The organism is Alishewanella sp. HL-SH05 (assembly GCF_052655985.1).
The window spans coordinates 1,300,965-1,326,458 of sequence record NZ_CP199753.1; the positions used below are offsets into that span (position 1 = coordinate 1,300,965).

25 protein-coding genes and 1 riboswitch are annotated in these 25,494 nt (G+C 46.9%); of the genes, 17 read left to right on the plus strand and 8 right to left on the minus strand.

The genetic code is table 11. The features are described 5' to 3' along the window. Nucleotides 1-59: 59 nt before the first annotated feature. Entirely contained in the window at nt 60-917 is an 858-nt protein-coding gene (locus ACUJFL_RS06025) for a TraB/GumN family protein (RefSeq protein ID WP_445428725.1), read from the minus strand. Between the two features lie 54 nt (nt 918-971). Beyond that, entirely contained in the window at nt 972-1,508 is a 537-nt protein-coding gene (locus ACUJFL_RS06030) for a DUF2058 domain-containing protein (RefSeq protein WP_226749820.1), read from the minus strand. A gap of 114 nt (nt 1,509-1,622) precedes the next feature. Between ACUJFL_RS06030 and ACUJFL_RS06035 the strand changes: the two genes are divergently transcribed. After that, entirely contained in the window at nt 1,623-2,954 is a 1,332-nt protein-coding gene (locus ACUJFL_RS06035; protein ID WP_445426384.1) for a DEAD/DEAH box helicase, read from the plus strand. 221 nt (nt 2,955-3,175) lie between these two features. Continuing rightward, a complete protein-coding gene (locus ACUJFL_RS06040; RefSeq protein ID WP_226749822.1) occupies nt 3,176-3,388 on the plus strand; it encodes a cold-shock protein in 213 nt (70 codons plus the stop codon). Between the two features lie 73 nt (nt 3,389-3,461). On the opposite strand, the gene dinB is transcribed toward ACUJFL_RS06040, so the two are convergent. Beyond that, complete coding sequence (gene dinB, locus ACUJFL_RS06045; protein WP_445428726.1) at nt 3,462-4,553, minus strand: DNA polymerase IV; 1,092 nt, start codon at nt 4,551-4,553, stop codon at nt 3,462-3,464. Nucleotides 4,554-4,789: 236 nt separating this feature from the next. Here dinB and glyA point away from each other — a divergent pair, with 236 nt between their 5' ends. The 10 genes from glyA to ACUJFL_RS06095 all read left to right on the plus strand — a co-directional run bounded on the left by glyA (nt 4,790) and on the right by ACUJFL_RS06095 (nt 15,044). Beyond that, nucleotides 4,790-6,043 carry a serine hydroxymethyltransferase gene (glyA, locus tag ACUJFL_RS06050; RefSeq protein WP_445428727.1) on the plus strand — a complete coding sequence of 418 codons (1,254 nt, stop codon included), beginning with the start codon at nt 4,790-4,792 and terminating at the stop codon, nt 6,041-6,043. Nucleotides 6,044-6,136: 93 nt separating this feature from the next. Then, a complete protein-coding gene (gene nrdR, locus ACUJFL_RS06055) occupies nt 6,137-6,589 on the plus strand; it encodes a transcriptional regulator NrdR (protein WP_226749825.1) in 453 nt (150 codons plus the stop codon). Between the two features lie 2 nt (nt 6,590-6,591). After that, nucleotides 6,592-7,749, plus strand: coding sequence for a bifunctional diaminohydroxyphosphoribosylaminopyrimidine deaminase/5-amino-6-(5-phosphoribosylamino)uracil reductase RibD (ribD, locus tag ACUJFL_RS06060; protein WP_445428728.1), 1,158 nt, complete (start codon nt 6,592-6,594; stop codon nt 7,747-7,749). 1 nt (nt 7,750) lies between these two features. Continuing rightward, a complete protein-coding gene (locus ACUJFL_RS06065) occupies nt 7,751-8,401 on the plus strand; it encodes a riboflavin synthase (protein ID WP_445428729.1) in 651 nt (216 codons plus the stop codon). Between the two features lie 12 nt (nt 8,402-8,413). Continuing rightward, nucleotides 8,414-9,523: a bifunctional 3,4-dihydroxy-2-butanone-4-phosphate synthase/GTP cyclohydrolase II gene (ribBA, locus tag ACUJFL_RS06070; RefSeq protein WP_445428730.1), complete on the plus strand. Its 1,110-nt coding sequence runs from the start codon at nt 8,414-8,416 to the stop codon at nt 9,521-9,523. A gap of 77 nt (nt 9,524-9,600) precedes the next feature. Continuing rightward, nucleotides 9,601-10,065, plus strand: a complete 465-nt coding sequence (gene ribH / locus ACUJFL_RS06075; RefSeq protein ID WP_445428731.1) for a 6,7-dimethyl-8-ribityllumazine synthase — start codon at nt 9,601-9,603, stop codon at nt 10,063-10,065. Nucleotides 10,066-10,077: 12 nt separating this feature from the next. Next, nucleotides 10,078-10,491 (plus strand): transcription antitermination factor NusB, encoded by a 414-nt coding sequence (gene nusB, locus ACUJFL_RS06080; protein WP_226749830.1) that lies wholly within the window; start codon nt 10,078-10,080, stop codon nt 10,489-10,491. Between the two features lie 35 nt (nt 10,492-10,526). Beyond that, the gene (gene thiL / locus ACUJFL_RS06085; RefSeq protein WP_445426763.1) at nt 10,527-11,489 is read left to right on the plus strand and encodes a thiamine-phosphate kinase; all 963 of its coding nucleotides are present in this window, start codon (nt 10,527-10,529) and stop codon (nt 11,487-11,489) included. Continuing rightward, nucleotides 11,486-11,977 carry a phosphatidylglycerophosphatase A family protein gene (locus tag ACUJFL_RS06090; RefSeq protein WP_445426388.1) on the plus strand — a complete coding sequence of 164 codons (492 nt, stop codon included), beginning with the start codon at nt 11,486-11,488 and terminating at the stop codon, nt 11,975-11,977. The genes thiL and ACUJFL_RS06090 overlap by 4 nt, the downstream gene beginning before the upstream one ends. 43 nt (nt 11,978-12,020) lie before the next feature. Continuing rightward, the gene (locus ACUJFL_RS06095) at nt 12,021-15,044 is read left to right on the plus strand and encodes a two-component regulator propeller domain-containing protein (RefSeq protein ID WP_445428732.1); all 3,024 of its coding nucleotides are present in this window, start codon (nt 12,021-12,023) and stop codon (nt 15,042-15,044) included. A 55-nt stretch (nt 15,045-15,099) separates the two neighbouring features. Here ACUJFL_RS06095 and dxs read toward each other — a convergent pair whose 3' ends face one another. Genes dxs through xseB form a run of 3 tightly spaced genes read right to left on the minus strand, consistent with a single transcriptional unit; the run spans nt 15,100 to nt 18,115 of the window. After that, complete coding sequence (gene dxs, locus ACUJFL_RS06100) at nt 15,100-16,968, minus strand: 1-deoxy-D-xylulose-5-phosphate synthase (protein WP_445428733.1); 1,869 nt, start codon at nt 16,966-16,968, stop codon at nt 15,100-15,102. Nucleotides 16,969-16,982: 14 nt separating this feature from the next. Beyond that, nucleotides 16,983-17,870, minus strand: coding sequence for a (2E,6E)-farnesyl diphosphate synthase (ispA, locus tag ACUJFL_RS06105; RefSeq protein ID WP_226749834.1), 888 nt, complete (start codon nt 17,868-17,870; stop codon nt 16,983-16,985). Between the two features lie 2 nt (nt 17,871-17,872). Next, the gene (gene xseB / locus ACUJFL_RS06110; RefSeq protein WP_229584958.1) at nt 17,873-18,115 is read right to left on the minus strand and encodes an exodeoxyribonuclease VII small subunit; all 243 of its coding nucleotides are present in this window, start codon (nt 18,113-18,115) and stop codon (nt 17,873-17,875) included. Between the two features lie 211 nt (nt 18,116-18,326). Between xseB and pomA the strand changes: the two genes are divergently transcribed. The 3 genes from pomA (at nt 18,327) to thiI (ending at nt 21,586) form a co-directional block, all read left to right on the plus strand. After that, the gene (gene pomA / locus ACUJFL_RS06115; RefSeq protein ID WP_226749836.1) at nt 18,327-19,097 is read left to right on the plus strand and encodes a flagellar motor protein PomA; all 771 of its coding nucleotides are present in this window, start codon (nt 18,327-18,329) and stop codon (nt 19,095-19,097) included. After that, a complete protein-coding gene (locus ACUJFL_RS06120; protein ID WP_306176896.1) occupies nt 19,094-20,044 on the plus strand; it encodes a flagellar motor protein MotB in 951 nt (316 codons plus the stop codon). The genes pomA and ACUJFL_RS06120 overlap by 4 nt, the downstream gene beginning before the upstream one ends. 84 nt (nt 20,045-20,128) lie before the next feature. Further along, complete coding sequence (gene thiI, locus ACUJFL_RS06125; RefSeq protein WP_445426391.1) at nt 20,129-21,586, plus strand: tRNA uracil 4-sulfurtransferase ThiI; 1,458 nt, start codon at nt 20,129-20,131, stop codon at nt 21,584-21,586. Here thiI and ACUJFL_RS06130 read toward each other — a convergent pair. Together ACUJFL_RS06130 and ACUJFL_RS06135 are read right to left on the minus strand one after the other, a co-directional pair. Continuing rightward, nucleotides 21,583-22,473: a ketopantoate reductase family protein gene (locus tag ACUJFL_RS06130; protein ID WP_445426392.1), complete on the minus strand. Its 891-nt coding sequence runs from the start codon at nt 22,471-22,473 to the stop codon at nt 21,583-21,585. The two genes, thiI and ACUJFL_RS06130, sit on opposite strands and share 4 nt — an antisense overlap. Next, complete coding sequence (locus ACUJFL_RS06135; protein WP_226749840.1) at nt 22,449-22,820, minus strand: VanZ family protein; 372 nt, start codon at nt 22,818-22,820, stop codon at nt 22,449-22,451. The genes ACUJFL_RS06130 and ACUJFL_RS06135 overlap by 25 nt, the downstream gene beginning before the upstream one ends. A gap of 83 nt (nt 22,821-22,903) precedes the next feature. Here ACUJFL_RS06135 and ACUJFL_RS06140 point away from each other — a divergent pair, with 83 nt between their 5' ends. Both ACUJFL_RS06140 and ACUJFL_RS06145 read left to right on the plus strand, forming a co-directional pair. Then, nucleotides 22,904-23,386, plus strand: coding sequence for a YajQ family cyclic di-GMP-binding protein (locus ACUJFL_RS06140; protein WP_226749841.1), 483 nt, complete (start codon nt 22,904-22,906; stop codon nt 23,384-23,386). A 76-nt stretch (nt 23,387-23,462) separates the two neighbouring features. Continuing rightward, nucleotides 23,463-23,662: riboswitch (cobalamin riboswitch) on the plus strand. A gap of 36 nt (nt 23,663-23,698) precedes the next feature. Beyond that, complete coding sequence (locus ACUJFL_RS06145; RefSeq protein WP_445428734.1) at nt 23,699-25,471, plus strand: TonB-dependent receptor domain-containing protein; 1,773 nt, start codon at nt 23,699-23,701, stop codon at nt 25,469-25,471. Nucleotides 25,472-25,494: the final 23 nt, after the last annotated feature.

A 25,494-nucleotide genomic window follows, 5' to 3' on the forward strand; every position in this document is an offset into this window, starting at 1 on the left:
AGCTAAAAAAGCCCAACAGATCCGCCAAGGCAGTTGGGCGTCGTTGTTGCGTTAACGCTTTAATCGTGTAACTGTTCAAATCGATAGCCGCGATCGGCCAGTAATTTTAATAGGCCATCTTCACCGACCATATGCAGTGCTCCCACTAATACCATCGTATCCTTGCCTTCCAGTTGTATTAGCGTATCTAGCCAAGCATAGTTGCGTTTTGCCAAGGTAATTTGATAGATCTCAGGGATTTTTTTCATGTCATCAATGAATAAATCAGCCAATTGCTCAGCATGACCACTGCGCCAAGCAGCCTTCATTTGCCCCAACATGCTTTCGATTTTTTCTAAATCTTGTAAGGTTGAACTGATCACTTTGTTGGCGTCAATTTCATTTAATGCTGTCAGCACCGCCAGATGTTCATCGACCGTTTCTAAACCACTTATGCGCTTTTGCTGTTGCAAGCCTAATTGCAAATAGTGCATATCTACGCCGGTAGAAGCGGCACCGAGGCGTTGCAGTTCTTGTACTGAAATCATCATTGCGGCAAAAGCCGGTTTAAATTGCTCTATGGCAGTGAGTGGCCATTGCCGCTCTTTCGCCATGGCTTGCAACTGCTGATATACTTTATTAGATAACACATCTTTTAAGTTCTGCCCCGGCCGATAAGTGTTTTGAGACATCATCTTATTCATCCCTGCTGGGCTGGTAAGTTGCTGCATGTCGGTTTCAAAAATCAAATGCTGGCTGGCATTAAAGGCGGTATCAAAAGCGTTAGGGAGAGGGAAGTCGTTTTCACTGAGTAGATGCACAGTGCCAACTAAGTAAAACTGGGTTTGATCTTTACTCACTTGCCAAACAGAAGCGGCAAAGACCGCTTGGCTGACACCGAAAAACAGCAATAATCCAATAGTAAGTAGTTGCCGCATAGCAAGCTCCTTCATTTAATAATAATATTAAGAGAAGAAGCCCGCCTTGTATTGTTACCACATCAAATCATCAGGAATTTGGTAAGCGGCATACGGATCTTCTTCATCGGCCTGTTCGACAGGGCGATCCTGTTGCACGATAACGCTTTCTGGTTGGCGCTGTGCAATTTTAGCTGCAATCGCTGCGGGCACTAACACATAGTTTTCACCCTGCTTAACGATCGCAAGTAAACCACGAGTTAATTCATTATGCAACTTATTATTAACGTATAGCCGCTTAACCACTTTGCCGTCGGTAAAATTAAATGCCACTTCACCACTAGGCTTAATGGTATTGCTAGTTATTAATTGTGAAACTTGTGCCGCAATCGCTTTTTTCTGCAACAACTGTTCTTTTTGGCGGTTTAATTCTTGATCGCGTGCTACCTGCTCTTGGCGGCGTTGCTCGGCCAGTAAGGTGGCCTCCGCAACCACTTTTTGGTTTTTACCTGATTGCACACGTTGCTGATGTTGTTGCTTTTTTGCCGCTTTTAGTTTTTTCGGATCGGCTAAACCGGCTTTAAGCAGTTGCTCTTTAAAGGCATTACTCATGAGGTTACTCTTAACGATTTACGGGAATATTGCTTATACTAGCTCGACACAGGGCACTAACTCAAATTTGTCAGTTGATGTATCATAGGCGCCTATCGTAAAGAGAGGTATATTTTGGTTTTTCAGGACTTAGGGCTGGACCCGCGATTATTGCGCTCGGTACAACATTTAGGCTTTGCCACGCCTACAGAAATTCAGCAAGAAGCTATACCTGCCGTATTGGTGGGCCGGGATCTGATGGTCTCGTCTAAAACCGGTTCGGGTAAGACCTTGGCTTATTTGTTACCGATGATGCAGCGGCTGTTGAAAAGCCGCCCTTTGTCTAAGCAAGATGCCCGTGCGTTAATTTTGGCACCCACCCGCGAATTGGCAAAACAGGTGTATGCGCAATTACGCTTGTTTGTGTCAAATACGCCTGTTACCGCAGCATTAATTGTAGGTGGCGAGAATTTTAATGATCAAGAGAAGCTATTAAAACGCCAGCCGACCGTCATAGTTGCGACGCCTGGGCGTTTTTTAGATCATCTTGAGCACAAGTCAGTGTTTCTGCAAGGCTTAGAAATGCTGATCTTAGATGAAGCGGATCGCATGTTAGACTTGGGCTTTATGCCGCAATTAAATGCCATTAACAAAGCCGCCGAGCATCGATTACGTCAAACCTTATTGTTTTCAGCAACCTTAGATCACACTGAAGTTGATGAGCTAACGGTTGCCTTATTAAAAAACCCGTTTCGGGTTGCCTTAGGCAGTGGGCATGAGCAGCACAGTGATATTCAGCAGCAATTTATGTTTGCCGATAATCTCACGCACAAAGAAGCCTTATTAGCACATGTGCTCAAACACGAGCCGGTGAAACAGCTCATTATCTTTACCGCCACTCGTGATGATGCCGAGCGCCTAGCGACTGTGTGTGTTGATAACGGTTTTAGCGCCATGGGCTTAAGTGCTCGATTAAACCAAGGCCAACGTAATGCGGTGATGCAGCAATTCGCAGCCGGTAAATATCAAGTGTTAGTGACCACTGACTTAGCCTCGCGTGGCCTAGATTTGCTGCAAGTGACCCATGTTATCAATTTTGACTTGCCAAAACACCCTGAAGAATATGTGCATCGGATCGGTCGGACGGGTCGAGCCGGTGCGAAGGGGCAGGCTATTTCCTTAGTCGGGCCAAAAGATTGGGCATCACTGCAAAAAATTGAAGGTTTTTTACGCCGGCCTGCAGAGTTTAGCGAGGTGGAAGGTTTAGTGGCGCGCTTCAAAGGCCCAACCGAGCCAGTAGAAAAAGCCGGTAAAGCGGCAGCGAAGTCAGCTAAAAGCACCACGAAAGCTAAACATTCGGGCAAGCCCAGCGCGAAAACGGTGAAAAAAGCCCCGGCGAAGGTGTTCTTCCAAGGTGGCGATGACGGCTCGGCGCCGGTGCGACGTAAAAAAACACCACAAGATTGATGGTTTTTTCCACATTGCTGCTACACTGAGTAAGTAAGGCTTAGCAGTCCTTGCCGGAACGGCCCAGCAGAAAACTATTTTCTGTTCGTCTCAGTATTTATATTGACCACTTAATCAGCATCCCTGATAATGCGGTCGAAGTAAGTATCAGCTCGATGACGTGGCCGGTATTATTTAAGTCGCCGTAATTTCGGCAAAATTTGTTAAAGTAAGAGAGTGTTATGTCACAGTTAATTTCTGGTACAGTTAAGTGGTTCAATGAAGATAAAGGTTTTGGTTTTATCGAGCGTGAAGGCGGTAAAGACGTGTTTGTTCACTTCCGCGCTATCAACGGTACAGGCCGTAAAACGTTAGTTGAAGGCCAACAAGTGACCTTTATCGTTACTGAAGGCCAAAAAGGCCCACAGGCTGAAAACGTAACTGTTATCGGTTAATTAGTAAAGATTTTAAAGAGCCGGCCTTAGCGCCGGCTTTTTTATTGCCGAATACATTGCCTAAGTTACGTCTTTAAAAAGTGGTGCCTTCTAACGGTAGGGCTAATTGTTCATGACAAGCCGATTTAAAGCCCAGTTGTATGCCAATTAAGCGCACGCTATGTTCTTGCCTGCGTTGCCAAGCCTGCGCTAATAGTTGTGCCAATAAGCGCGGATCTAAACGATGACATTGGGTTTCTACTGTCGTTTGCCGAAAATCACTGAATTTTAATTTCACGCCAATTTTTTGTAGTAATGCCGCTTTACCGCTTTGCGCTAAACGCTGCTCTAAGGTGGGTAATAACTGTAGCATTTCTTGTTCGGCTAGCTCTAAGTCCGCGATGTCGTTCGGCAATGTCTGTTCTACACCGATCGATTTACGTTCACGATCTTGCCGGACCGGGCGTTCATCAATACCTTGGCTGCGTTTAATTAACGTAGCGGCGAAGCTGCCAAAATGCCGAGATAACAAGGCAAGTCGCTCTGTACTGATCTCTTCACCTGGCTGACAAATATCACGGCAAAAATGAAATCCGAGCTTGGCAAGTTTCTCTGCGGTTTTTACCCCAACACCAGGGATTTTGCGCAGGGCGAGTTGCAGAACAAAATCGTTGATGGCCTCGGGTGGGATCACAAATAAACCATCGGGTTTTTGTTCATCACTGGCGATTTTGGCGAGAAATTTATTGGGCGCTACCCCAGCAGAAACGGTTAAACCGGTTTCTGCTAACACCGTGCGGCGAATATCCGCAGCAATCAGCGTGGCGCTGGCTTTAAATTGCTTACAATCGGTGACATCTAAATAGGCTTCATCTAAAGAAAGTGGTTCGACGTGCTCGGTATAACGGCGAAATATGCTTTGGATCTGTTGGCTAACGGCTTTGTATTTATCCATGCTCCCACGCATTAAGGTTAGATGCGGGCAACGCTTTAAGGCTTCATGTGTCGGCATGGCGGAGCGCACACCAAAAGCCCGAGCCGGATAATTGCAGGTGGCAATCACGCCGCGTTCAGATCGACTACCGCCAATAGCTAACGGAATATGCCGCAGGGCAGGGTTGTCGCGCATTTCAACCGCGGCAAAGAAGCAATCCATGTCTAAATGGATAATTTTTCGATGCGACATAATCCTGCTGCAAATAGCGCTGTATGAATAACCAGTAATTTACGCCCCTTGTAACACGTTGTAAAGCAAGTGGCAGTATTTCTGCACAGCCAGTAAGATTTTTTTAGACTTCATTTCATTTAGCTGTCTGGATGTCTGTTTTTTCAGTGCAAGAATTAAAAAATAAGAGTAGAATAACCAACAATTTTTAGACTGTTGTCAATCGATCAGCGTGGTAGCCGCGCGCAGGAGAAAGCATGTTAAAGCGTGAAATGAATATTGCAGATTTCGATCCGGAATTATGGCAATCCATGGTACAAGAAACTGAACGTCAAGAAGCCCATATCGAGCTTATCGCTTCAGAAAACTATGCCAGCCCTCGGGTATTGCAGGCGCAAGGTTCACAGTTAACGAATAAATATGCCGAAGGTTATCCGCATAAGCGTTACTACGGTGGTTGTGAATATGTTGATTTAGCCGAAGATTTAGCCATTGCTCGTGCTAAAGAATTGTTTGGTGCTGACTACGCTAACGTACAGCCACACTCTGGCTCACAAGCTAACTCAGCGGTATTTTTAGCGTTATTAAACGCTGGCGATACCATTTTAGGTATGAGCTTAGCGCATGGCGGCCACTTAACGCACGGTGCAAGTGTCAGCTCATCTGGTAAACTTTACCATGCTGTGCAATATGGCCTGCATCCTGAAACCGGCGTGATTGATTATGATCAAGCCGAAGCCTTAGCGCTAGAACATAAACCTAAGCTGATAATTGCTGGTTTCTCTGCATATTCAGGTATTATTGATTGGCAGCGTTTTCGTGATATCGCGGATAAAGTCGGTGCATACTTACTGGTTGATATGGCGCACGTTGCCGGTTTAGTGGCGGCGGGTTTATATCCAAACCCCGTACCTATTGCTGATGTCGTGACGACGACAACACACAAAACCTTAGCCGGTCCACGTGGTGGTTTAATTTTGGCGCGTAAAAACGAAGCCATTGAGAAAAAGTTAAACTCAGCGGTATTCCCAGGCGGCCAAGGTGGCCCTTTAATGCACGTTATTGCGGCAAAAGCAGTAGCCTTTAAAGAAGCCTTACAGCCTGAATTTAAAGTGTATCAACAACAAGTGTTACTAAATGCCAAAGCCATGTGTGCTGAGATGATCTCTCGCGGTTATAAAGTGGTATCAGGCGGTACGGAAAACCACTTGTTCTTGATGGATCTCATCGACAAAGATATTACCGGTAAAGAAGCGGATGCGTGGTTAGGTTTAGCGCACATTACCGTTAATAAAAACTCAGTGCCTAACGACCCTCGCTCACCTTTTGTAACTAGTGGGTTACGTATTGGTACTCCGGCTATTACCCGTCGTGGCTTTAAAGAAGCTGAAGCACGTTTAGTGGCAACATTGATTTGTGAAGTCTTAGACAGCCGTGGTGATGAAGCGGTTATTGCATCCGTCAGAGCCCGTGTTTCTGAGGTATGTAGCCGTTTCCCAGTTTATGCGTAAACTAAAATAACATGTTATGATGGCCGCAATTGCGGCCATTATTTTATCCGGCCATCTCAAAAAGTCCCGATAGGGTGATATAGAGAGCTCAGCATGTTTTGTCCCTTTTGTAACGCGGATGACACCAAAGTCATTGATTCTCGTTTAGTCGCCGACGGTCATCAAGTGCGCCGGCGTCGTGAATGTTTGGCTTGCCATGAACGTTTTACGACCTTTGAAGCTGCCGAACTGGTGATGCCGCGCATTATTAAGCGTGATGGTTCGCGTGAGCCTTTTAACGAAGATAAATTACGCAATGGCTTATTGCGTTCGTTAGAAAAACGCCCGGTATCTACCGAAGAAATCGAACAGCTGATCCATAAAATTAAATCGCAATTACGTGCAACGGGCGAACGTGAAGTCGGTAGTCATTTGCTGGGTAATTTAATTATGGATGAGTTAGTTAAAGTCGATAAAGTGGCCTATGTGCGCTTTGCTTCCGTGTATCGCTCATTCAAAGATATTCGTGAGTTTGGCGAGGAAATTGCCCGATTGGGAGAGAAGTAACGGTGTCCTTTTCAGAAGCCGATCATCAGTATATGACGCTGGCGTTAAGCTTAGCTGCGGCTGGGCGTTTCACCACCGATCCTAATCCTAATGTGGGTGCGGTGTTGGTGAAAAACGCTCAGGTTATAGGGCAAGGCTATCATCGACAAGCGGGGCAGGGCCATGCCGAAGTGTATGCTTTACAACAAGCCGGCTCTGCGGCAGCAGGCGCGACTTGTTATGTCACGTTAGAGCCTTGTGCGCATTATGGCCGCACCCCGCCTTGCGCCGAAGCGTTAGTGAAAGCTGGGGTCAGTCGGGTGGTGATTGCCATGTTAGATCCGAATCCACTGGTGGCAGGCAAAGGCGTCGCTATCCTCGAAAGCGCAGGGATCAGCGTGCAGCATGGTTTGCTTACGAACGCCGCCCGGGCGCTCAATCCGGGTTTTCTCAGTCGGATGGAACGTCAACGACCTTATGTCTGGCTCAAAATGGCCGCCAGTTTAGATGGTCGCACCGCGCTAGCTAATGGCGTAAGTCAGTGGTTAACCGGGGATGTTGCCCGTGATGATGTGCAGCAGTTTCGAGCGCAGAGCAGCGCGATTCTTTCTACTGCTAGCACCGTTTTAGCCGACAATGCCCGTTTAACGGTGCGACAAACCGCGAGCAATACCATTACTACTTTAGCCGATGGCGGCTTACGCCAGCCACTGCGCGTGATCTTGGATCGGCAACAGCGCTTAACCGGTACTGAAGCCTTATTTAGTCAAGGTGGTGCGGTGTTACTTTGCTATGACGCAGCACAAGCCGCAAAGCAACTTAGCACCTCTAAAGTTAGGGTGACTCAATTGCCTTTAGCCGTGTTAGCGTCAGATCAATTCGATTTATCGGCCTTGCTTAAGGCCTTACATCAGCAGCATATTAATAGCGTGTGGACTGAAGCGGGAAGCACGCTTGCTGGGGCGTTATTGCAACATGGGCTAGTCGATGAAGTCATCTTGTATCAAGCGCCTTTACTATTGGGTGACTGTGCTCAACCCTTAGCGAAATTAGGCAATTTTCAACAGTTAGCCGCCGTACCGCATTTAACCCTGACCGATGTACAACAACTCGGAAATGATATTCGAATTCGAGCTATACCTGCGGCAACGAGCCTTGCCAACCCAACAAAAGAGAGCTGATATGTTTACCGGTATTATTGCTGCCACAGGTCACATTAGCCGCTTAACCGTTAAAGGCGGCGATTTAGAAGTGCAGATCCACAGTGAGCAGTTAGATTTTAGCGATGTGCAGTTAGGGGACAGTATTGCCAGCAATGGGGTCTGTCTTACCGTTACCCAATTGCTAGCCCAAGGCTTTGTCGCTGATGTATCCGCTGAAACACTCGCTTTAACCCGCTTTAGTCAGTATCAGGTGGGACAAAGAGTGAATTTAGAAAAAGCCTTATTAGCCACCGGTCGCTTAGGTGGCCATATGGTTAGCGGCCATGTTGATGGTGTGACGGAGCTGCTGCGCATCGAAAAAACCGCGCGCGCTTGGCAACTGTGGTTTGCTATGCCAGCGGCATTAGCGCCGTATCTGGCACATAAAGGTTCGGTAACCATTGATGGCGTTAGCCTAACCGTAAATGAACTAAGTGCAACGGCCTTTCGTTTAACCATCGTTCCGCACACGGCGATGAAAACGACGTTGCTGCAGTTGCAAAAAGGCAGCTTGGTCCATATAGAGGTGGACCTGATCGCGCGTTATTTAGAACGCTTACTCCATACTAAAACACCTGCCCCTACAACAGGTGTTGATCTGGCGTTGTTAGAGCAACGCGGGTTTTTATAAAGAAGGTTAGCTATGCAACTGAATACACCTGCAGAAATTATTGAAGATATCCGCCAAGGTAAAATGGTTATTTTGATGGATGATGAAGATCGCGAGAATGAAGGCGATTTGGTGATGGCCGCCGAGTATGTCACGCCTGCTGCCATCAATTTTATGGCAAAGTTTGGTCGTGGCTTAATTTGTTTAACCTTATCGAAAAAACGCTGCCAGCAACTCAACTTACCCTTAATGGTCGATGCCAATAAATCACCGTTTGCGACCAACTTCACGGTATCCATTGAAGCTGCAGAAGGCGTGACCACCGGTATTTCAGCGGCCGATCGCGCTAAAACAGTGAAAGCAGCGGTGGCACGTGACGCTCGCCCTTCAGATATCATTCAGCCAGGGCATATCTTTCCACTTATGGCGCAAGATGGCGGCGTGTTAGTGCGTGCCGGTCATACCGAAGCCGGATGTGATCTGGCGCGATTAGCGGGGCTTGAGCCTGCGGCAGTGATTGTTGAAATTTTAAATGATGATGGCACCATGGCGCGCCGTCCGGATCTTGAAGTGTTTGCGAAAGAGCATGATATTAAAATTGGTACCATTGCCGATTTAATTGAATACCGTAATCTCAATGAAACCACCATTGAAAAAGTGGCGACCTGTAAGTTACCGACCGAGATGGGTGAGTTTGAGTTAGTGACCTTTAAAGACACGATTGATAATCAGTTGCACTTTGCTTTAGTTAAAGGCGACATTGTCGCTGACGAGCCAACCTTAGTGCGGGTGCATTTACATAACACCTTTAACGACTTATTGCTGACCACACGCGGTACCAATCGCAGTTTTCCTTTGCATACCGCCATGCAGCGTATTGCTGATGAAGGTGGCGTCTTGGTGTTGTTAGGTAAGCACGAAAGCACCTCAGAGCTAGTGCAAATGGTGCAACATTTTGAAGCAGAAGATAAGGGTGAAAAACCGCCTGTGGCGCCTTGGAAAGGCACATCTCGTAATGTGGGTGTCGGTTCTCAAATTTTGGCCAGCTTAGGTGTGAAGAAAATGCGCTTGTTAAGCAAGCCAATTAAGTACCATGCGTTATCCGGATTCGGTCTGGATGTAGTGGATTACGTTTCTGAATAAGGCTATGCCCGAGTGTCATAAATTATGCTATTATGCACGGCTAAATTTTGACGGCAGTTAAATAGTAAGGACAGGTCATGCAGGTAATTGAAGCAGGCTATGCAGCGAATGGTAAGAAAATTGCGATAGTAGTCGCACGCTTTAACGGTTTTATTGTTGAAAGTTTACTCAGCGGCGCCATCGACACTTTGCGACGCGTGGGTAACATCGCTGAACAAGACATCACTGTCGTGCGTATTCCGGGCGCGTTTGAGTTGCCATTAGCGGTACAACGTGTTGCCGCAACCAAGAAATATGATGCGATTGTGGCTATCGGCGCGGTGATCCGTGGCGGTACACCACACTTTGAATATGTGTCAGGCGAGTGTGTCAAAGGTATTGCCCAAGTGAGTATGCAGTATGACCTGCCAGTAGCTTTTGGCGTGCTTACTGTAGACAGTATTGAACAAGCGATTGAGCGTGCCGGTACTAAGGCCGGTAACAAGGGCGGCGAAGCAGCCATGTCGGCACTCGAAATGATCAATGTGCTTGCACAACTGTAACAGGAAGCACAGATGAAACCTAACGTCCGTCGTCAATCCCGCTCACTGGCTGTACAAGGTATTTACAGTTGGCAAGTTAGCCACAACCCGATAGCTGATATTGAGCAGCAATTGTTATTGGAAAATAACGTTAAACATATTGATGTTGCGTATTTCCAAGATATTTTACGCGGTGTGGTATTACACCATTCCAAATTAGATGAAGCGATTAAACCGTATCTCGAGCGCCCGTTCGAAGATATCGACTTGGTCGAAAAAGCGGTATTACGTGTTTCAGCCTATGAACTGAAGTATCGTTTAGATGTACCCTATAAAGTGATCATCAATGAAGCTATTGAATTAGCCAAAGCCTTTGCGGCTGATGATAGTCATAAGTTTGTGAACAGTATCCTGGACAAAGCGGTCAAGGTATTGCGTCCAAATTAATGGAGAAGCCGACGTCAGTCGGCTTTTTATACGCTATGGGTGAATTTGATTTAATCGCGCGATATTTTTCGAATATCGGCGTGAAGCGCACTGATGTCAGTATTGGTGTCGGTGACGATGGTGCGGTGTTACAGGTGCGTGATGGTTACGACATCGTTGTTACAACAGATACCATGGTCGCGGGGACTCACTTTTTTCCTGATGTTGATCCGCGTGCACTTGGCCATAAGTTAGTGGCCGTCAATGTTAGCGATCTGGCCGCCATGGGGGCAGAGCCAACATGGTTATCGTTGGCGATGACGTTACCCTCGGCAGATGAAAGCTGGTTAGCGCAATTTGCTGCCGGTTTACATGAAACCGCTGAATACTACAATTGCCAATTGATTGGTGGTGATACGACACGTGGCCCGCTCAGTTTCAGCATGATGGCCAAAGGCCAAGTACCGCGTGGAAAAGCCATTACTCGCTCGGGTGCTAAGGTGGGTGATTATATTTATGTTACCGGCACACTGGGCGACGCCGCCCTGGGCTTAAAGCTGGTGCAAGGGCAGTGCGAAATTAGTAAAAAGCATCAAGGGCATTTATTACAACGTTTTCATTATCCGTCGCCACGGGTTGCTTTAGGTCAGGCGCTGCGTAATACCGCCAGTAGCGCGATGGATATCTCTGATGGCTTGGCGGGTGATTTACCACATATCCTCCGTCGCTCGGCAGTAGGGGCTTATATTGATATTCAACGTTTGCCTATGTCGCAAGCGTTAAAAGACAGCTGTACAGCGGAAGACGCGATGCAACTGGCGTTATCGGGTGGTGAGGATTACGAGTTACTCTTTACCGTGCCAGAGAATCGTCGAGGCTCACTTGATGTGTTACTGTCGCCTTATGGCGTGCCAATCACCTGTATTGGCAGGATCACAGGGGCGGTGGGTAAACTGGAATTAAAAAGCGGTGAACAGCCTTATGCTTACCAACATCATGGGTTTCAACATTTTCTATGACAACAGCAAATAGCAAAGCCAAATTTCAGCTGGGTAAATGGCAACATTTTTTAGCATTAGGCTTTGGCAGCGGTCTAGCCCCAAAAGCACCGGGTACCTTCGGTACTTTGGCGGCATTGCCGTTGGTTTGGTTACTAAGTTTGGCCGGACAAGCTTGGCTATTGCTGTTTATCCTATTCGGTAGTTTGCTGGGTATTTATGTGTGTGGCAAAGCCGCTGCCGATGTAGGGGAACATGACCACGGCGCCATAGTTTGGGATGAAATTATCGGTTTTGCCTTGACCATGCTCTTGGTGCCCATCAGCTGGCAAAGCTTGTTACTGGGCTTTATTTTGTTTCGGTTGTTCGATATTTTAAAACCTTGGCCCATCAGCTGGTTTGATCGCAGGGTACACGGTGGTTTCGGTATTATGCTGGATGATTTACTGGCCGCGTTACCTGCTTTAGCCATCTTGCATCTATTGGTTTACCTGTCATGGTTAAACTAAGGGCTGTGACCACACCATAATCACAATGACCAAGGAGGGCTGCATGTCTCGTTTTCTGTTCATCATCTTTGTTTTGATGTGTCAGAGCGCTTTGGCGGCCCCACCTTCCGTGTATGACTATGATCTGAAGCACTGGACCAGTGCCGAAGGCTTATCAAGCAATTCTGTTCGAGCGATCACGCAAGATAAACTTGGCTATATCTGGCTAGGTACTCTGTATGGTTTAAACCGCTTTGATGGCCAACATTTTGAAGTATTTAGTAATGAAACCCATCCGAAGTTAGCCAGTAATGCGATTACGCATTTACTGACCGACAGTGAGGGTAAAATATGGATCGGTACCAAATCGGGTTTGTCGGTGTTGGATCCTGCCACCCTAGAATTACAACGCTTACCGATTTACAGTGAAGTGACTTCGTTGCTTGAAGTAACACCAGGTGAAATTTGGGTCGCCGCCGATCAATTATTTAGTGTGCAGCAAAATAAGGTACGCCGCGTCGAGCAAGTTAAAGCAGTGGTCAGCCAATTAGCCCAAACCAATGAGCAAATCTGGGTGATGGCCAGCGATTATTTGCATCAGCGCGCGGCCGACGGCAGCTGGCAACAATTCGCCTTGCCGCTTGTATTAGCACAAAACCCCGTGTACGACTTAGCATGGACCGATAACGGTTTACATATCGCCAGTGAAAACGGTTTATTTCGGTTACAAAGCGACGGTGAAATTACCGCGCAGTCACTACCTGACGACACCATGGCACCGGTATACCGCTTGTTACAAGATAATACTGGCGCGCAATGGCTTTCTTCTTATCGTAAACTATTTTTTCAATCTCCCGGACAAGCTTGGCAAACGGTTACGGTTGCCGAACTTGGCAGTTCACCTTGGTTTAGCCAGGTATTTCAAGATAAAGAGCATAATATTTGGCTAACCAGTTTTAGCGATGGCATTTTTATGGTCAATCGCAGTCAAATTCGTCGATTAGTTCCGGGAAGCGATCCTATTATTCGCAGTGTCTCACTGACACCTCAAGGTAAGCTGTTATTAGCCAGTCAAAGCGAAGTGGGCTACTTAGACATGGCTGAACGTTTTCAGCCCTTGATCTCTGCCGAACAATTGCAAGGGCAAACGGTACATGATCTCCATTGGCCTGGCCCTGAGCAGCTATGGCTGGGGCTGGAGCGCGGTTTATACCAATATGATGTAAGAACGGCCCAGCTCAGCGTGTTATTTCCCCAGTTACAAGGCCAAGCCGTTAGGGTGGTAAAACCGGCGGAGCAGGGCGGCATTTGGATCGGTAGTCTTAATGGTTTATATCATGCACAAGATAATGTTTTAACCTTACTTCCCTTTAACGCCGAATTAGAATCTAAACAGATCACCACTTTAAGTCAGCATAAAGGCCAAGTATTGTTTGGAACCAGTCGTGGTTTGTACCGTTGGCAAAATGCACAATTAACTCGTTTAGGCATCGGCAGTGCCCTTTATAACGCTTATATTTTAGCGACATTAGTGTTACCCGATGGCACTGTGCTGGTGAGTACTTTAGATGATGGTGTGTATATTCAAAGGCCCAATAACGCGTGGTTACATTTGCACAGTGGTAATGGCTTATTACATGGCCCTGCCTTAAGTTTTTATTTTCACCAGCAGTCGGGTTGGCTCTGGTTGAGTACGCATAAAGGGATCTTTCGTTTACGCGTCGACAGTTTGCCTCAAGCCGCCAATGAAGGGTTTCGTTTAGAAGAAGTGCTATCGCCCTACGATAGGCAGATGGGCTCGTTAACCAGCCGTTGTTGTAACGGTGCAGGCCAGTCTAAAGTAGCGTTCTGGCAGCAACAGCTATGGTATCCAACATTACGCGGTTTGGTTGCGGTACCTGAAGAATTGGATAGTACTACCCCCAAGACATTAAGACCCATTTTGAAGAAAATCAGTGCTCAGCAGAGTTATCCGCTGTCGGGTCAACAACTGCGGCAAGTTTTGGAACGGCAAGAACGCAATCTGACTATCAGTTATTCAGCGCTTGAATATACTCGGCCTGATAGTGTGATTTTTCGTTATCAGTTAATGGGCTTTGATCAGCAGTGGCAAGAAGTGGTCGATCGGCGCGAAGCAGTCTATACCAACCTGCCACCTGGCAACTTTACCTTTAAATTACAGGTAAGGTATAACTATCAACATTGGCTGGATGCCCAAGAAACGCAAATTCAATTGGTGATCCCACGCCGCTTTGATGAAACCTTGGTGTATCGCTTGCTGTGGCTCTGTTTGTTATTGTGTTTGTTTTATGGCTTATTTTGGCTTTATCGGCAAAATAACTTACATAAACAGGAGCAATTAACCAGTTTGGTGCGACAACGAACCCAAGAATTAGAAAATACCAATCAAAAGCTGAATGAATTGAACGAGCAACTCAGTCAATTAACGCATCGTGACACTACCACCGGCTTACGTAATAAACGCTTTATGTTTGAGCAGCTGCCTAAAGATATCGAGCACTTTCAGCGCAATCGTCAAGCGTTAACCGAGCAGGGTAAAACCATTGCTTTGTTGCTGCTTGAACCTGATCATTATCAGCAAATTCTTTTAAAGTATGGCGTTAGCACTGCGGATAGTTTGTTACAACAATTAAGCTCGTTATTAAGTCGAGAAACACGCGGCTCAGATTATGTGGTACGTTTTGTCGATGCACGTTTTGTTGTGGTGTTTCGTGATATCGCGCAAGAGTTGGTGGCATCATATAGTTGCCGGTTGCTAGAACAGATTGCGGCCAGTCATTTTACTTTGCCCGATGGTGAAGTGGTTAATCTAACCGCGTCTGGCGGTTATGCACTGTATCCGTTACCTTTACTCGGTGGCCAGTTGTTGAATTGGGAAAGCTCAATGCAATTAGCCGAGCAGGCATTACTGCAGTTAAAAGCTCAAGGTTTAAGCGCGGTGGTGGGCAGTTTGGCTTTTGCCAGTCAATTGGATGCGTTTGAATTTGAAGAGAGTGTTGATTTACCGTTGCAGATTCACCGCTTGTTAGCTGAAGGGTTGATTTGGTTAGAGCATCATCGGCTTTAGCAAGGCTTTTGCAAAGACGACACCCACGTTTTGGGTGTCGTTTGTCTAGCGCCTACTACTCTTCTTTTAATAAACGCTGCGCTTGTGCCAAAATACCGGCACTGTCTAAGCCTAACTCTTGATAAATCTCTTGTTGCGTACCGTGTTTAATAAACTCATCTGGTAAGCCCAAGTTGAGGATCTGGCCTTGATAATGTAGCTGCACCAAGTACTCATTTACCGCAGATCCAGCACCGCCCATAATGGCGTTATCTTCAACAGTCATCACGTAGCTGTGATCCACAGCTAATTGCTGTAACAGTGCAGTATCTAATGGCTTAACAAAGCGCATATCAACTAAGGTGGCGCCAAGCGCTGTGGCCGCTTGCTCACAGGCGCCAAGCAGTGGTCCAAAGGCCAAGATAGCCAATTTTTTACCACGCTGTACCACTTTTGCTTTACCCAGTGGTAATAACTCCATCGTTGTTGCGGCCGCTTGATTGTTACCGCTACCTCGTGGATAGCGAACGGCGGCCACCCCGTTATGTTGATAGCCGGTATAAAGCATTTGCCGGCATTCATTTTCATTGGATGGCACCATAATGGTGATATTGGGAATGCAGCGTAAAAAGCTGATATCAAAAGCACCTTGGTGAGTTGGGCCGTCAGCTCCTACAATGCCCGCGCGGTCAATGGCGAACAACACATCTAATTGTTGCAGCGCCACATCGTGGATCAGTTGATCGTAACCGCGTTGTAAAAAGCTCGAGTAAATAGCCACTACTGGTTTTAAGCCCTCAATAGCCATGCCTGCGGCCAGCGTCACTGCGTGTTGCTCGGCGATGGCGACATCAAAATAGCGCTTAGGAAAGCGTTTTGAAAACGCCACTAAGTCAGAACCTTCTCGCATGGCAGGGGTTATACCTTGGAGCCGCTCATCTTGCTCTGCCATATCGCAGATCCACTGGCCAAATATATTGGAAAAGGTTGGAGCACTGGCTTTTTTAGCCGGTTGCGTTTTAGCCGCGGGATCAAATTTTGCGACTGCATGATAACCAATCGGATCAGCTTCGGCAGGGGCATAGCCCTTACCTTTTTTCGTGACGATATGCAGTAGCTGAGGGCCTTTAAGCTGGCGCATATTGCGAATGGTATCGACCAACCCCAATACATCATGACCATCAATTGGGCCGATATAATTAAAGCCAAGCTCTTCAAAGAAGGTACCGGGTGTTACCATGCCTTTAAAGTGTTCTTCAGCGCGGCTGGCTAACTGATGTAATGGTGGCATGTTGCTGAGGATTTTTTTGCCGCCTTCTCGCAAGCTAGTATAAAAACTGCCCGATAAAATGCGGGCAAAGTATTGGTTTAACGCGCCAACGTTCTCTGAAATAGACATTTCATTGTCATTTAAGATCACTAGCATGTCCGGTTTAATTTCACCTGCGTGATTTAAGGCTTCAAATGCCATACCTGCAGTAATGGCGCCATCGCCGATAACCGCAACAACTTTACGTTGATTCTTAGCTTGTTGTGCTGCCACTGCCATGCCTAAGGCTGCGCTGATGGAAGTACTGGAGTGGCCTACCGATAACACGTCATAGACACTTTCTTCCCGATACGGAAAAGGATGCAGGCCTTCTTTTTGGCGGATGGTATGCATTTGATGACGACGACCCGTGAGGATCTTGTGTGGGTATGCCTGATGACCTACATCCCAGATCACCCGATCAAAAGGCGTGTTGTAAACATAGTGCAGGGCAACAGTCAGTTCGACGGCACCTAAACCTGAGGCAAAATGACCACTACTTTGGCTAACGGTTTTTAATAAAAACTGCCGCAGTTCATGGCTCAGTTGGGGTAAGGTTTCCTGAGGTAATTGCCGAAGTTCATCGGGCAAATTAGCCTTAGTTAACAGTGGATATTCCGTCATATCAATTTGCATAACAAATGCCTATGTTAAAACTTTCTGGCAATAATATAGTGGGCAAAGCGTGCAAGCTCAGCCGTATCGTAGGGTAGCCGTTCGAGGGCGGCAAGGGCTTCTTGATAAAGTTGTGCCGCTTTATCTTTGGCGCCCGCCAGCCCCAATAAGGCCGGATACGTAGCTTTGTTGGCTTTAAGATCAGAACCCTGTGTTTTTCCTAAAGTGGCCGTGTCGCTTTCAATGTCCAGAATATCGTCCTGCACTTGAAAGGCCAAACCTAGCGCACTAGCAAACTTTAACAAATCCAGCAGGATTTGTTCATCTTCTACCGGGCTGGCGTAATAGGCTAGTTTAACTGTGCTTTCAATTAATGCACCCGTTTTTAAACGATGCATTAACTCTAATTTCTCTAAGGTGATTTTTTGATTGGTTTGTGCCAAGTCTATCGCTTGGCCGGCACACATGCCGGTGGCGCCTGCTGCTTGTGCTAGCGTTTTCACCATTAACACCTGCCGACGTGGGCAAACCTGTTGGTAATCATGACTGCTCAATAGCTCAAAAGCAAAAGCTTGCAGTGCATCTCCGGCTAAAATCGCCGTGGCTTCACTATAAGCTTTATGGCAAGTGGGTTTGCCGCGGCGTAAATCGTCATTATCCATGGCCGGCAAGTCGTCATGAATTAATGAATAACTGTGGATCGCTTCAATTGCCACTGCTGGGGCATCGAGATCAGACAGTTTAGCACCTAACATTTGACCTAGGCTGTATACCAGAAAAGGTCGAACCCGTTTGCCACCCAGCAACAAACTGTAAGCCATGGCATCATGCAACAAGAAGTTCGTCGGAACTGTTGTAGCAAGCGCCTGTTGCAGTTGTTGTTCCACCCGCTGCTGAAATAGCGATAGACTGGTTGGGGCCAAGGTTAGTCTCCTGTTTGCGGCTCAAACGGCTGCAAAGGTTCAGGTTGTTGTTGTAACAAAATCTGGACTTTTTGTTCCGCCGCGTGCAGTTGCTGCTGACTGTGTTTGACCAAACTGATCCCACGCTCAAATTGACCTAAGGCTTGCTCTAACGACAGCTCACCCTGTTCCAACTGTTGGACGATGTGTTCGAGTTCTTGGATGGATTGTTCAAACTGACCTGGGTCTGCAGATTTTTTACTCATATTATTCCCCAAAAAAACTGTGCGCAACCTTATCGTAGCAGGCTATTATGGTCAATGAAATTGCGTATAGTAACGACTAAATTGGTATTCTTTGCTGATTTATTGCTTAATGATTCAGAGTTAAGGTCGATAACTAGTTTGCAGCTGATATAAAATAACTAAAATTAAGATTCAAAAGCCAGCCCCGGCACTGTTTTGGAAGGAGTAGGATGTGGATTTAGCGACCCTAATCGGATTGATTGGCGCAATTGGCTTTATTGTAATGGCGATGTTTATCAGTAGTAGCGGTGACGTCGGCATGTTTGGTGATTTGGTCTCGGTGCTTATTGTATTTGGTGGCTCGGTATTTGTTGTACTAGCTAAATTTACCTTGGCTCAATTTTTAGGTGCAGGTAAAGCGGCTGCCAAAGCCTTTATGTTTAAAATTGAATCACCAGAAGAATTAATTGAAAAGGCCGTGCAATTAGGTGGTGCCGCACGTCAAGGTGGTTTTTTAGCCCTAGAAGAGGCTGAAATTCCCAATAGCTTTATGCAAAAAGGCATTAATATGTTGGTGGATGGCCATGACGCTGATGTCGTGCGAGCAACCATGCAGAAGGATATTTCGTTAACCGAGAAGCGCCATGAAACAGCTATTGCTATTTTTCGTAGTTTGGGTGACGTAGCACCGGCTATGGGAATGATCGGTACCTTGATTGGTTTGGTGGCGATGTTATCTAACATGGATGATCCTAAAGCCATCGGCCCGGCGATGGCGGTGGCATTGTTAACAACGTTGTATGGTGCCTTTGTTGCCAACGTTATGGCCATTCCGTTGGCCGACAAATTAGCGATCCGCAACCAGCAAGAAAAACTAAACAATATGTTGATCTTAGATGCGGTATTAGGCATTCAAGATGGGCAGAATCCAAAGGTTATTGAAGGGATTTTACGTAACTATTTAGCGCAAAATAAACGCGAAGTAGCAGGAGAGGCGGCATGAGTGACGAAGAAGAATGCAAATGCCCACCGCCTGGGTTACCCGCTTACATGGGAACCTTTGCTGATTTAATGGCGCTTTTGATGTGCTTCTTCGTGTTGTTATTAGCATTTTCTGAAATGGACGTGTTGAAGTTTAAACAAATTGCCGGCTCTATGAAGTTTGCTTTTGGTGTGCAAAATAAAATTGAAGTGGATGATATCCCCAAGGGAACCAGTGTTATTGCCATGGAGTTTCGCCCTGGGCGGCCTGATCCCACGCCAATTGAAACGATCCAGCAGCAAACCATGGAAATGACCCAGCAAGTCATTGAATTTCAAGCGGGTGAAGAAGACTCTGCCGGCGGGCGCCAAGACCAACGCGATGATCAAACCGGTGGGCAATCGGCATTAAATGCTGAGGAGCAAGAAGCTGCCGAGGCTACAGCCGCCGCTGCCGCAGAAGCGGCCCAAGAGCAAGTTAATGAAACGGTGAAGAAGTTAGCTGAAGAGCTGGAGCAACAAATCGTTGACGGCGCAGTCGAGTTAGAATCATTGGGGCAGCAAATCATTATTCGTATCCGCGAAAATGGCTCTTTCCCATCGGGCTCTTCTTTTTTACAGCCGCGTTTTATCCCGATAGTGCGGCAAATTGGGGTGATGCTCAATGATATTCCCGGTGAAATTACCGTCAGTGGGCATACTGATGATTTTCAGGTGGGTGATGAGTTACATGCCAACAATTGGGATTTATCGGCTAAGCGAGCCGTTTCAGTGGCCACCGCTTTAATTGCTGCGCCGGGCTTTGATCGAAACCGCATTGTCGTGGTAGGGCATGCTGATACTCGCCCCTTGATGCCAAATAATAGTGAGCTAAATCGTCGGCGTAACCGGCGTGTCGAAATCTCGATCATGCAGGGCAAGCCTAAGGTGTCTGAACCAATCAGTTTTGAACCGGCAACTAATCCTTGAGTCAGCAAACGCCTAATCGCTTGATTAGGCGTTTTTGTTACGCTTAGTTATAATGCGCAACATTGTTAGCTAAATGCGCCCATCATGCTCGAATTTATTATTAAGTTGCATCCTGAAATCGCCATCAAAAGTAAGTCGGTGCGCAAGCGTCAAACGTTGCTGGTGGAGCAGAATCTCAGAACTTTACTAAAACATCTGCCGCATAAAGTGAAAGTCACCGGTTATTTTGATCATCTAACGGTCACTAGCCAATACGAGACAACCGCTTGGCGCCAAGAATTAATTACACGTTTAAAATGTATCCCCGGTATTGTTACCTTTGCTCAGATGCAAACGCGCCAGTTCACTGATTTAGCCGATCTTTTTCAGCAAGTTGCGGCGGTTTATCAGTCTCAAATTATGAATAAAAGCTTTTGTGTCAGGGTGAGACGCCAAGGTGAACATGCATTTAGTTCACTCGACGCCGAGCGTTATATTGGTGGCGGCTTAAACCAATTAGTCAGTAGCGCGCGAGTGCAATTAAAGCAGCCTGACTTAGAGATTAAACTAGAGATTAAACAGCAGCAATTTTTACTGGTCACCGAAAGCTTCACAGGCATGGGCGGCTTACCGATCCCATCGCAATCGGATGCCTTGTCGTTGATCTCAGGCGGTTTTGATTCGGCTGTTGCCAGTTATCTAATGATCCGCAAGGGTTTACGTACCCATTATCTGTTCTTTAATTTAGGCGGTGCAGCGCATGAGAACGGTGTGCGCGAAATCGCCTTTTATCTATGGAAAACCTATGCAGCCTCGCATCGGGTGAAGTTTGTCAGTGTCGACTTTGCCCCCGTTGTGGCAGATATTTTGGAGCATGTGCCCACGGGTTTAATGGGTGTCGTTTTAAAACGCCTGATGATGCAGGTGGCCAGCGCTATGGCTGAAAAGCTTGGGATCTCGGCGGTGGTTACCGGTGAAAGTATTGGCCAGGTCGCGAGTCAAACGCTGGCTAACTTAGCCGTGATCGATCAAGCGAGCCCCAGCTTAGTTTTGCGGCCGCTTATTTATCATGACAAACAAGATATTGTGGATTTAGCACGACAAATTGGTGTGGCCGAGTTGGCGGGAAGTATGCCGGAATATTGTGGCGTGATTTCACAAAATCCGACAGTGAATGCCATCCTCAGCGAAGTCATCACAGCCGAAGCACTGCTCGATCCGCGCAGGATAAATCAAGCTATTGAGCAAGCTAAAATCCTCGATATTCGGACCGTTGAATATCAAGCAGAACAACAAGCGGGTGTTATCGCTACCGAAGCGATATTACCGGCTAACGCGATCGTGTTAGATATTCGCAGTCAAGACGAAGTCGACGCGCGGCCACTGCAATTACAGCAGCATCAGGTACTGACCATTCCGTTTTACCGTTTAGCCACGGCGTTTGCACAGTTAGATCAGCAACAGCAATATTATTGTTACTGTGAACGTGGCGTGATGAGTCGTTTGCAGGTTTTATTGCTGCAAGAGATGGGATTTAACAATGTTGCAGTGTATCGGCCTTAAGTAACTTGCAGCGCTTGCCATAGCGCTTGATTGGCCGGAACCGCTAGCTGATGTTTTGCCGCCGTGGCGACAATAAAGCCGGTGATCACGCTAAGCTCGGTGGGGCGGCCATGGTAATGATCTTGCTGCATTGATGAATAGTTATTGGCCGTCGCGGTGATCACTTGTTGCACTTGGGCAAGGGTTGCCGCAAACGGCAAATCAACTTGTTCAAGCGAGGCCAGCTGACAGACTTCGCTGACAATTTGCTGCAATTGAGGTTGATGCTCTGCCGCCGCTAAAGCACCATTTTTACAATTTAAAACTGCGGTGAGCGGGTTAATAGCCGCATTAATCGCCAGCTTTTGCCATAAAGCCGCTATGATATTCTCGGTGACGGTTAACGGGCCCAAGGCCTGATGTAAAGCCGTGAAAACGGCTTTGCATTGTGCGCTCGCGGCTTCATTCAGTGGGCTTAGCATACTTTTACCTTGGCCGGTATGGCGGATCTGCTCCGCTTGTCGTAAGGCTCCATGGCTAGTCGTTAAAAACCAGATCCCTTGTTTAGCTCGTGCAAATTGCCGTAATGCTGCAAGGTCTGGCATACCATTATGGGAAACGACAATTTGGGCGTTGTCAGTGAGATGCGGTTGTAGTTGGGCTAAGGCTTCGGTAACGGCATAGGCTTTTACCGGTAAAAACAAGGCATGGATGGGGGAGACTGCCGCTTGAAAATGGCATTGTTGCTCGGTGTCATCTAGCGCCAAAAAGCGCACGCTCAATGATTTAGGTTGACGCAACCACAAACGTACTGGCGTATCAGCCTGTTGCCAACGACAGGCAGCAAGCAGGCCAATAGCGCCTTGGCCAACGACGGTCCAGTTTAACGCTTGCTGCGTGGTCGCCATAAATGCCACAGTTTACGCACAACAAAAAAGGTTAAAACCCCAGCCATATCAGCTACCCAATCCCAAAAATCGCCCGTGCGTCGCGTATAGTTTTCTTGTATCACTTCAATTAAGGCGCCATAGATTGCCATTAAAAGTAGGATCTTCCAAAACACTGCCCGAAAGCCTTTCCAAATTAAGCCACTGAGTACAAAGAAAATACCAAAATGGGCCACTTTATCGAGATTTTCAATTTTAAAAAAAGACAATTCGCCAGCAAGCTTGTGGCCGTTAATCTCGGCCATAAAGCCAAAAGTGGCTAACAGCAAACATAATAAAAACAAAAAGCGATAAAACGATTGTGGCACGTTCTCACCTCCGATAAATGGGGCTCGGATTGTAGCAGTTTTCTGGTTATAATCACCAGCATAGACCGAGATAGGAGAGCAAGATGCCCGCTTTTGATATAGTTTCTGAAGTCGACCAGCAAGAAGTACTAAATGCGGTCGATAATGCTAACCGTGAATTACAAACGCGTTTTGATTTTCGCGGCGTAAATGCTGAATTTACCCTCAAAGATAAACAAATTAACATGGTGGCTGAGGCAGAGTTTCAGTTACAGCAAATGCTCGAAATCTTTTTTGCCAAAGCGGTGAAACGCAATCTAGATGTGCGCTCTTTTAAAGAAGGCGATGTAGTGCACTCGGGTAAAACTTACAGTTTAGCCTTATCGCTGCGCCAAGGTATCGAAACGGATATGGCGAAAAAGTTGGTTAAATTAATTAAAGACAATAAGTTAAAAGTGCAAGCCGCTATTCAAGGCGATCAAGTGCGCGTTACTGGTAAAAAGCGCGATGATTTACAAGAAGCGATTGCGGCGGTGCGTGCAGCTGAATTAGAGCAAGCTTTTCAATTTACCAACTTTCGCGATTGATTTGCAGTTAAGACTTCTAGAAGTCTATTGACTTGGCGCTGATTCAGCGTAAACTTGCGGCGGCTCTTGATAGAGCCGCCGCTTTTTTAGGTGCTTGGTCGCGGCTTTTTAATGTCATCGACCAAGTTAAACGGGAATCTGGTGTAAAACCAGAGCTGCCCCCGCAACGGTAAGCAACTTAAAGTATTTCATCCGCCACTGTCGCAAGATGGGAAGGCGAAATACTCGCGTCAGCAGGTTGTTAGCCCGGAGACCGGCCTAAAAGTCCTTCAAACCAAAGAAATGTGCGGTGGGCACATTGCTGGAGTATCTATGTTTAAACCTTCTTGGGCGCTGCTGTTGTCAGCCGTGCCTACTGCTGTATCCGCGACTGACGCGGTCGAACATATCAGTGTTTACGCTAATCGCACCCCTGTAGCCACTTCCGAAGTGTTAGCCAGTGTTTCTGTGCTAGATCGTGCAGATATTGAGGCTCGTCAAGCCAGTGATTTACCTGCTTTATTAGCGCAATTACCCGGTATTACTATTTCTCGTGACGGTGGCCGTGGCCAAAATAGCGGTTTGTATTTGCGTGGCGGGAATAATGGCCATACGCTCGTATTGATTGACGGCGTGCGCAGTGGCTCTGCCACCTTGGGTTATAAAACCTTATCGATGTTGCCCTTAGCGTTAATTGAACGAATAGAAGTGATCCGTGGCCCTCGAGCGGCATGGTATGGTGCTGACGCCTTAGCTGGGGTAATTGCTATTACCACTCGTCAAGCCAGTGGCGTGGAATTAACTGCGGATGTTGGCAGTTATGGGCAGGCTGGTGCTGGTATTAATGCGAGTCAACATCATGGCGATCTGACTTTGAGTGCTAGTGCAGGGTATAGCCGGGCCGATGGTTTTAATGTGCGTACCGATTTAGATAACGATCGAGATGGTTACCAACAACGTTTTGCTAAACTGGTGGCAGCTTATCAAACCCGATTGGGTCTTTGGCGTGGTCAGGTAGATGTTAATTCCGGTTTTTATCAGTTTGATACGGCCTGGGGCAGTGAAGATCAAGCTGAAACGTTAAACCGCAGTTATTTGTTGGGCTGGGAACATCAGCAAGGATCATGGCAACATCAAGCACAATTCAGTCGAACGCTGGATGATGACACGACTTATGGGCCTGTTTCGCAAAGCCCATATGTTACTGAACGCGATGAATTTAACTATCAAGCAGCCACTGCATTGACAGATAGCCTATCGGGTTTAGCGGGCGTGAACTGGTATCAAGAGAGCGTAGCGCGCTCAGGCGTAGCCTATGTTAAAGATAATCGAATTAATCGTGCCGCCTTTGCTGGATTACAATATGCTGCATCAGCGCTGCGCTTAGACGGTGCGGTACGCCGCGATCTGACCGAGCAATACGGTGGTAACACGACGTGGCAGTTAGCCGCTGGGTACGATATGACGGATGCTTTGCAGCTTAGAGTCAGTCGGGGTTCGGCTTTTAAAGCACCAACTTTTAACGACTTATACTATCCCGGCAGTGCTAACCCTGATTTACAGCCAGAAAGTAGCATTTCTGATGAAATTGCGCTGAGTTATCAGTTAGCGGCCGCCACGTTGCAGTTAGCTTGGTTTAAGCAAGATGTTGACAATCTTATCCAGTTTGATTTTGCGACCTACACACCACAAAACATTGAACGTGCCAAAATTTCTGGCGTGGAACTCAGTGTTGATCTGCGTTGGGATTCTTTAGAGCAAACAATCAGTTATAGCTGGTTGGACACTGAAAACACCTTGACTGGGCAACGGTTAGCCCGCCGACCTGAGCACAATGTGAATTGGCGCTTGACGCAACAATGGCAGCAGTTATCGGGATTTGTGACGGCGGATTACCAAAGCGATACCTATCAAGGTGAGTATGCCAGTAGCCCATATCTAGGTGGCTTTACTGTGTTTGGCGTGGGCGGTAGCTTTGCATTATCCCCAGCTTTATCGTTAAGTGCTAAGGTGGATAACCTGTTTGATAAACATTATCAAACCAGTTCGGGTTATGAAACTGCCGGCGTAAACTTTGGTTTAAGCCTGCAATATAAATTGCCTTAAACGCCTGGTGATTAAACGCTAAA

Coding starts and splice junctions, on each gene's coding strand:
- ACUJFL_RS06120 (WP_306176896.1), top strand. CDS start 19,094: ATGAGTGACGAAGAAGAATGCAAATGCCCACCGCCTGGGTTACCCGCT.
- nusB (WP_226749830.1), top strand. CDS start 10,078: ATGAAACCTAACGTCCGTCGTCAATCCCGCTCACTGGCTGTACAAGGT.
- ACUJFL_RS06030 (WP_226749820.1), bottom strand. CDS start 1,508: ATGAGTAATGCCTTTAAAGAGCAACTGCTTAAAGCCGGTTTAGCCGAT.
- xseB (WP_229584958.1), bottom strand. CDS start 18,115: ATGAGTAAAAAATCTGCAGACCCAGGTCAGTTTGAACAATCCATCCAA.
- dinB (WP_445428726.1), bottom strand. CDS start 4,553: ATGTCGCATCGAAAAATTATCCATTTAGACATGGATTGCTTCTTTGCC.
- ACUJFL_RS06040 (WP_226749822.1), top strand. CDS start 3,176: ATGTCACAGTTAATTTCTGGTACAGTTAAGTGGTTCAATGAAGATAAA.
- ACUJFL_RS06090 (WP_445426388.1), top strand. CDS start 11,486: ATGACAACAGCAAATAGCAAAGCCAAATTTCAGCTGGGTAAATGGCAA.
- thiL (WP_445426763.1), top strand. CDS start 10,527: ATGGGTGAATTTGATTTAATCGCGCGATATTTTTCGAATATCGGCGTG.
- dxs (WP_445428733.1), bottom strand. CDS start 16,968: ATGCAAATTGATATGACGGAATATCCACTGTTAACTAAGGCTAATTTG.
- thiI (WP_445426391.1), top strand. CDS start 20,129: ATGCTCGAATTTATTATTAAGTTGCATCCTGAAATCGCCATCAAAAGT.
- ACUJFL_RS06140 (WP_226749841.1), top strand. CDS start 22,904: ATGCCCGCTTTTGATATAGTTTCTGAAGTCGACCAGCAAGAAGTACTA.
- ribH (WP_445428731.1), top strand. CDS start 9,601: ATGCAGGTAATTGAAGCAGGCTATGCAGCGAATGGTAAGAAAATTGCG.
- ACUJFL_RS06130 (WP_445426392.1), bottom strand. CDS start 22,473: ATGGCGACCACGCAGCAAGCGTTAAACTGGACCGTCGTTGGCCAAGGC.
- ACUJFL_RS06065 (WP_445428729.1), top strand. CDS start 7,751: ATGTTTACCGGTATTATTGCTGCCACAGGTCACATTAGCCGCTTAACC.
- nrdR (WP_226749825.1), top strand. CDS start 6,137: ATGTTTTGTCCCTTTTGTAACGCGGATGACACCAAAGTCATTGATTCT.
- ACUJFL_RS06145 (WP_445428734.1), top strand. CDS start 23,699: ATGTTTAAACCTTCTTGGGCGCTGCTGTTGTCAGCCGTGCCTACTGCT.
- glyA (WP_445428727.1), top strand. CDS start 4,790: ATGTTAAAGCGTGAAATGAATATTGCAGATTTCGATCCGGAATTATGG.
- ACUJFL_RS06095 (WP_445428732.1), top strand. CDS start 12,021: ATGTCTCGTTTTCTGTTCATCATCTTTGTTTTGATGTGTCAGAGCGCT.
- ribBA (WP_445428730.1), top strand. CDS start 8,414: ATGCAACTGAATACACCTGCAGAAATTATTGAAGATATCCGCCAAGGT.
- ACUJFL_RS06025 (WP_445428725.1), bottom strand. CDS start 917: ATGCGGCAACTACTTACTATTGGATTATTGCTGTTTTTCGGTGTCAGC.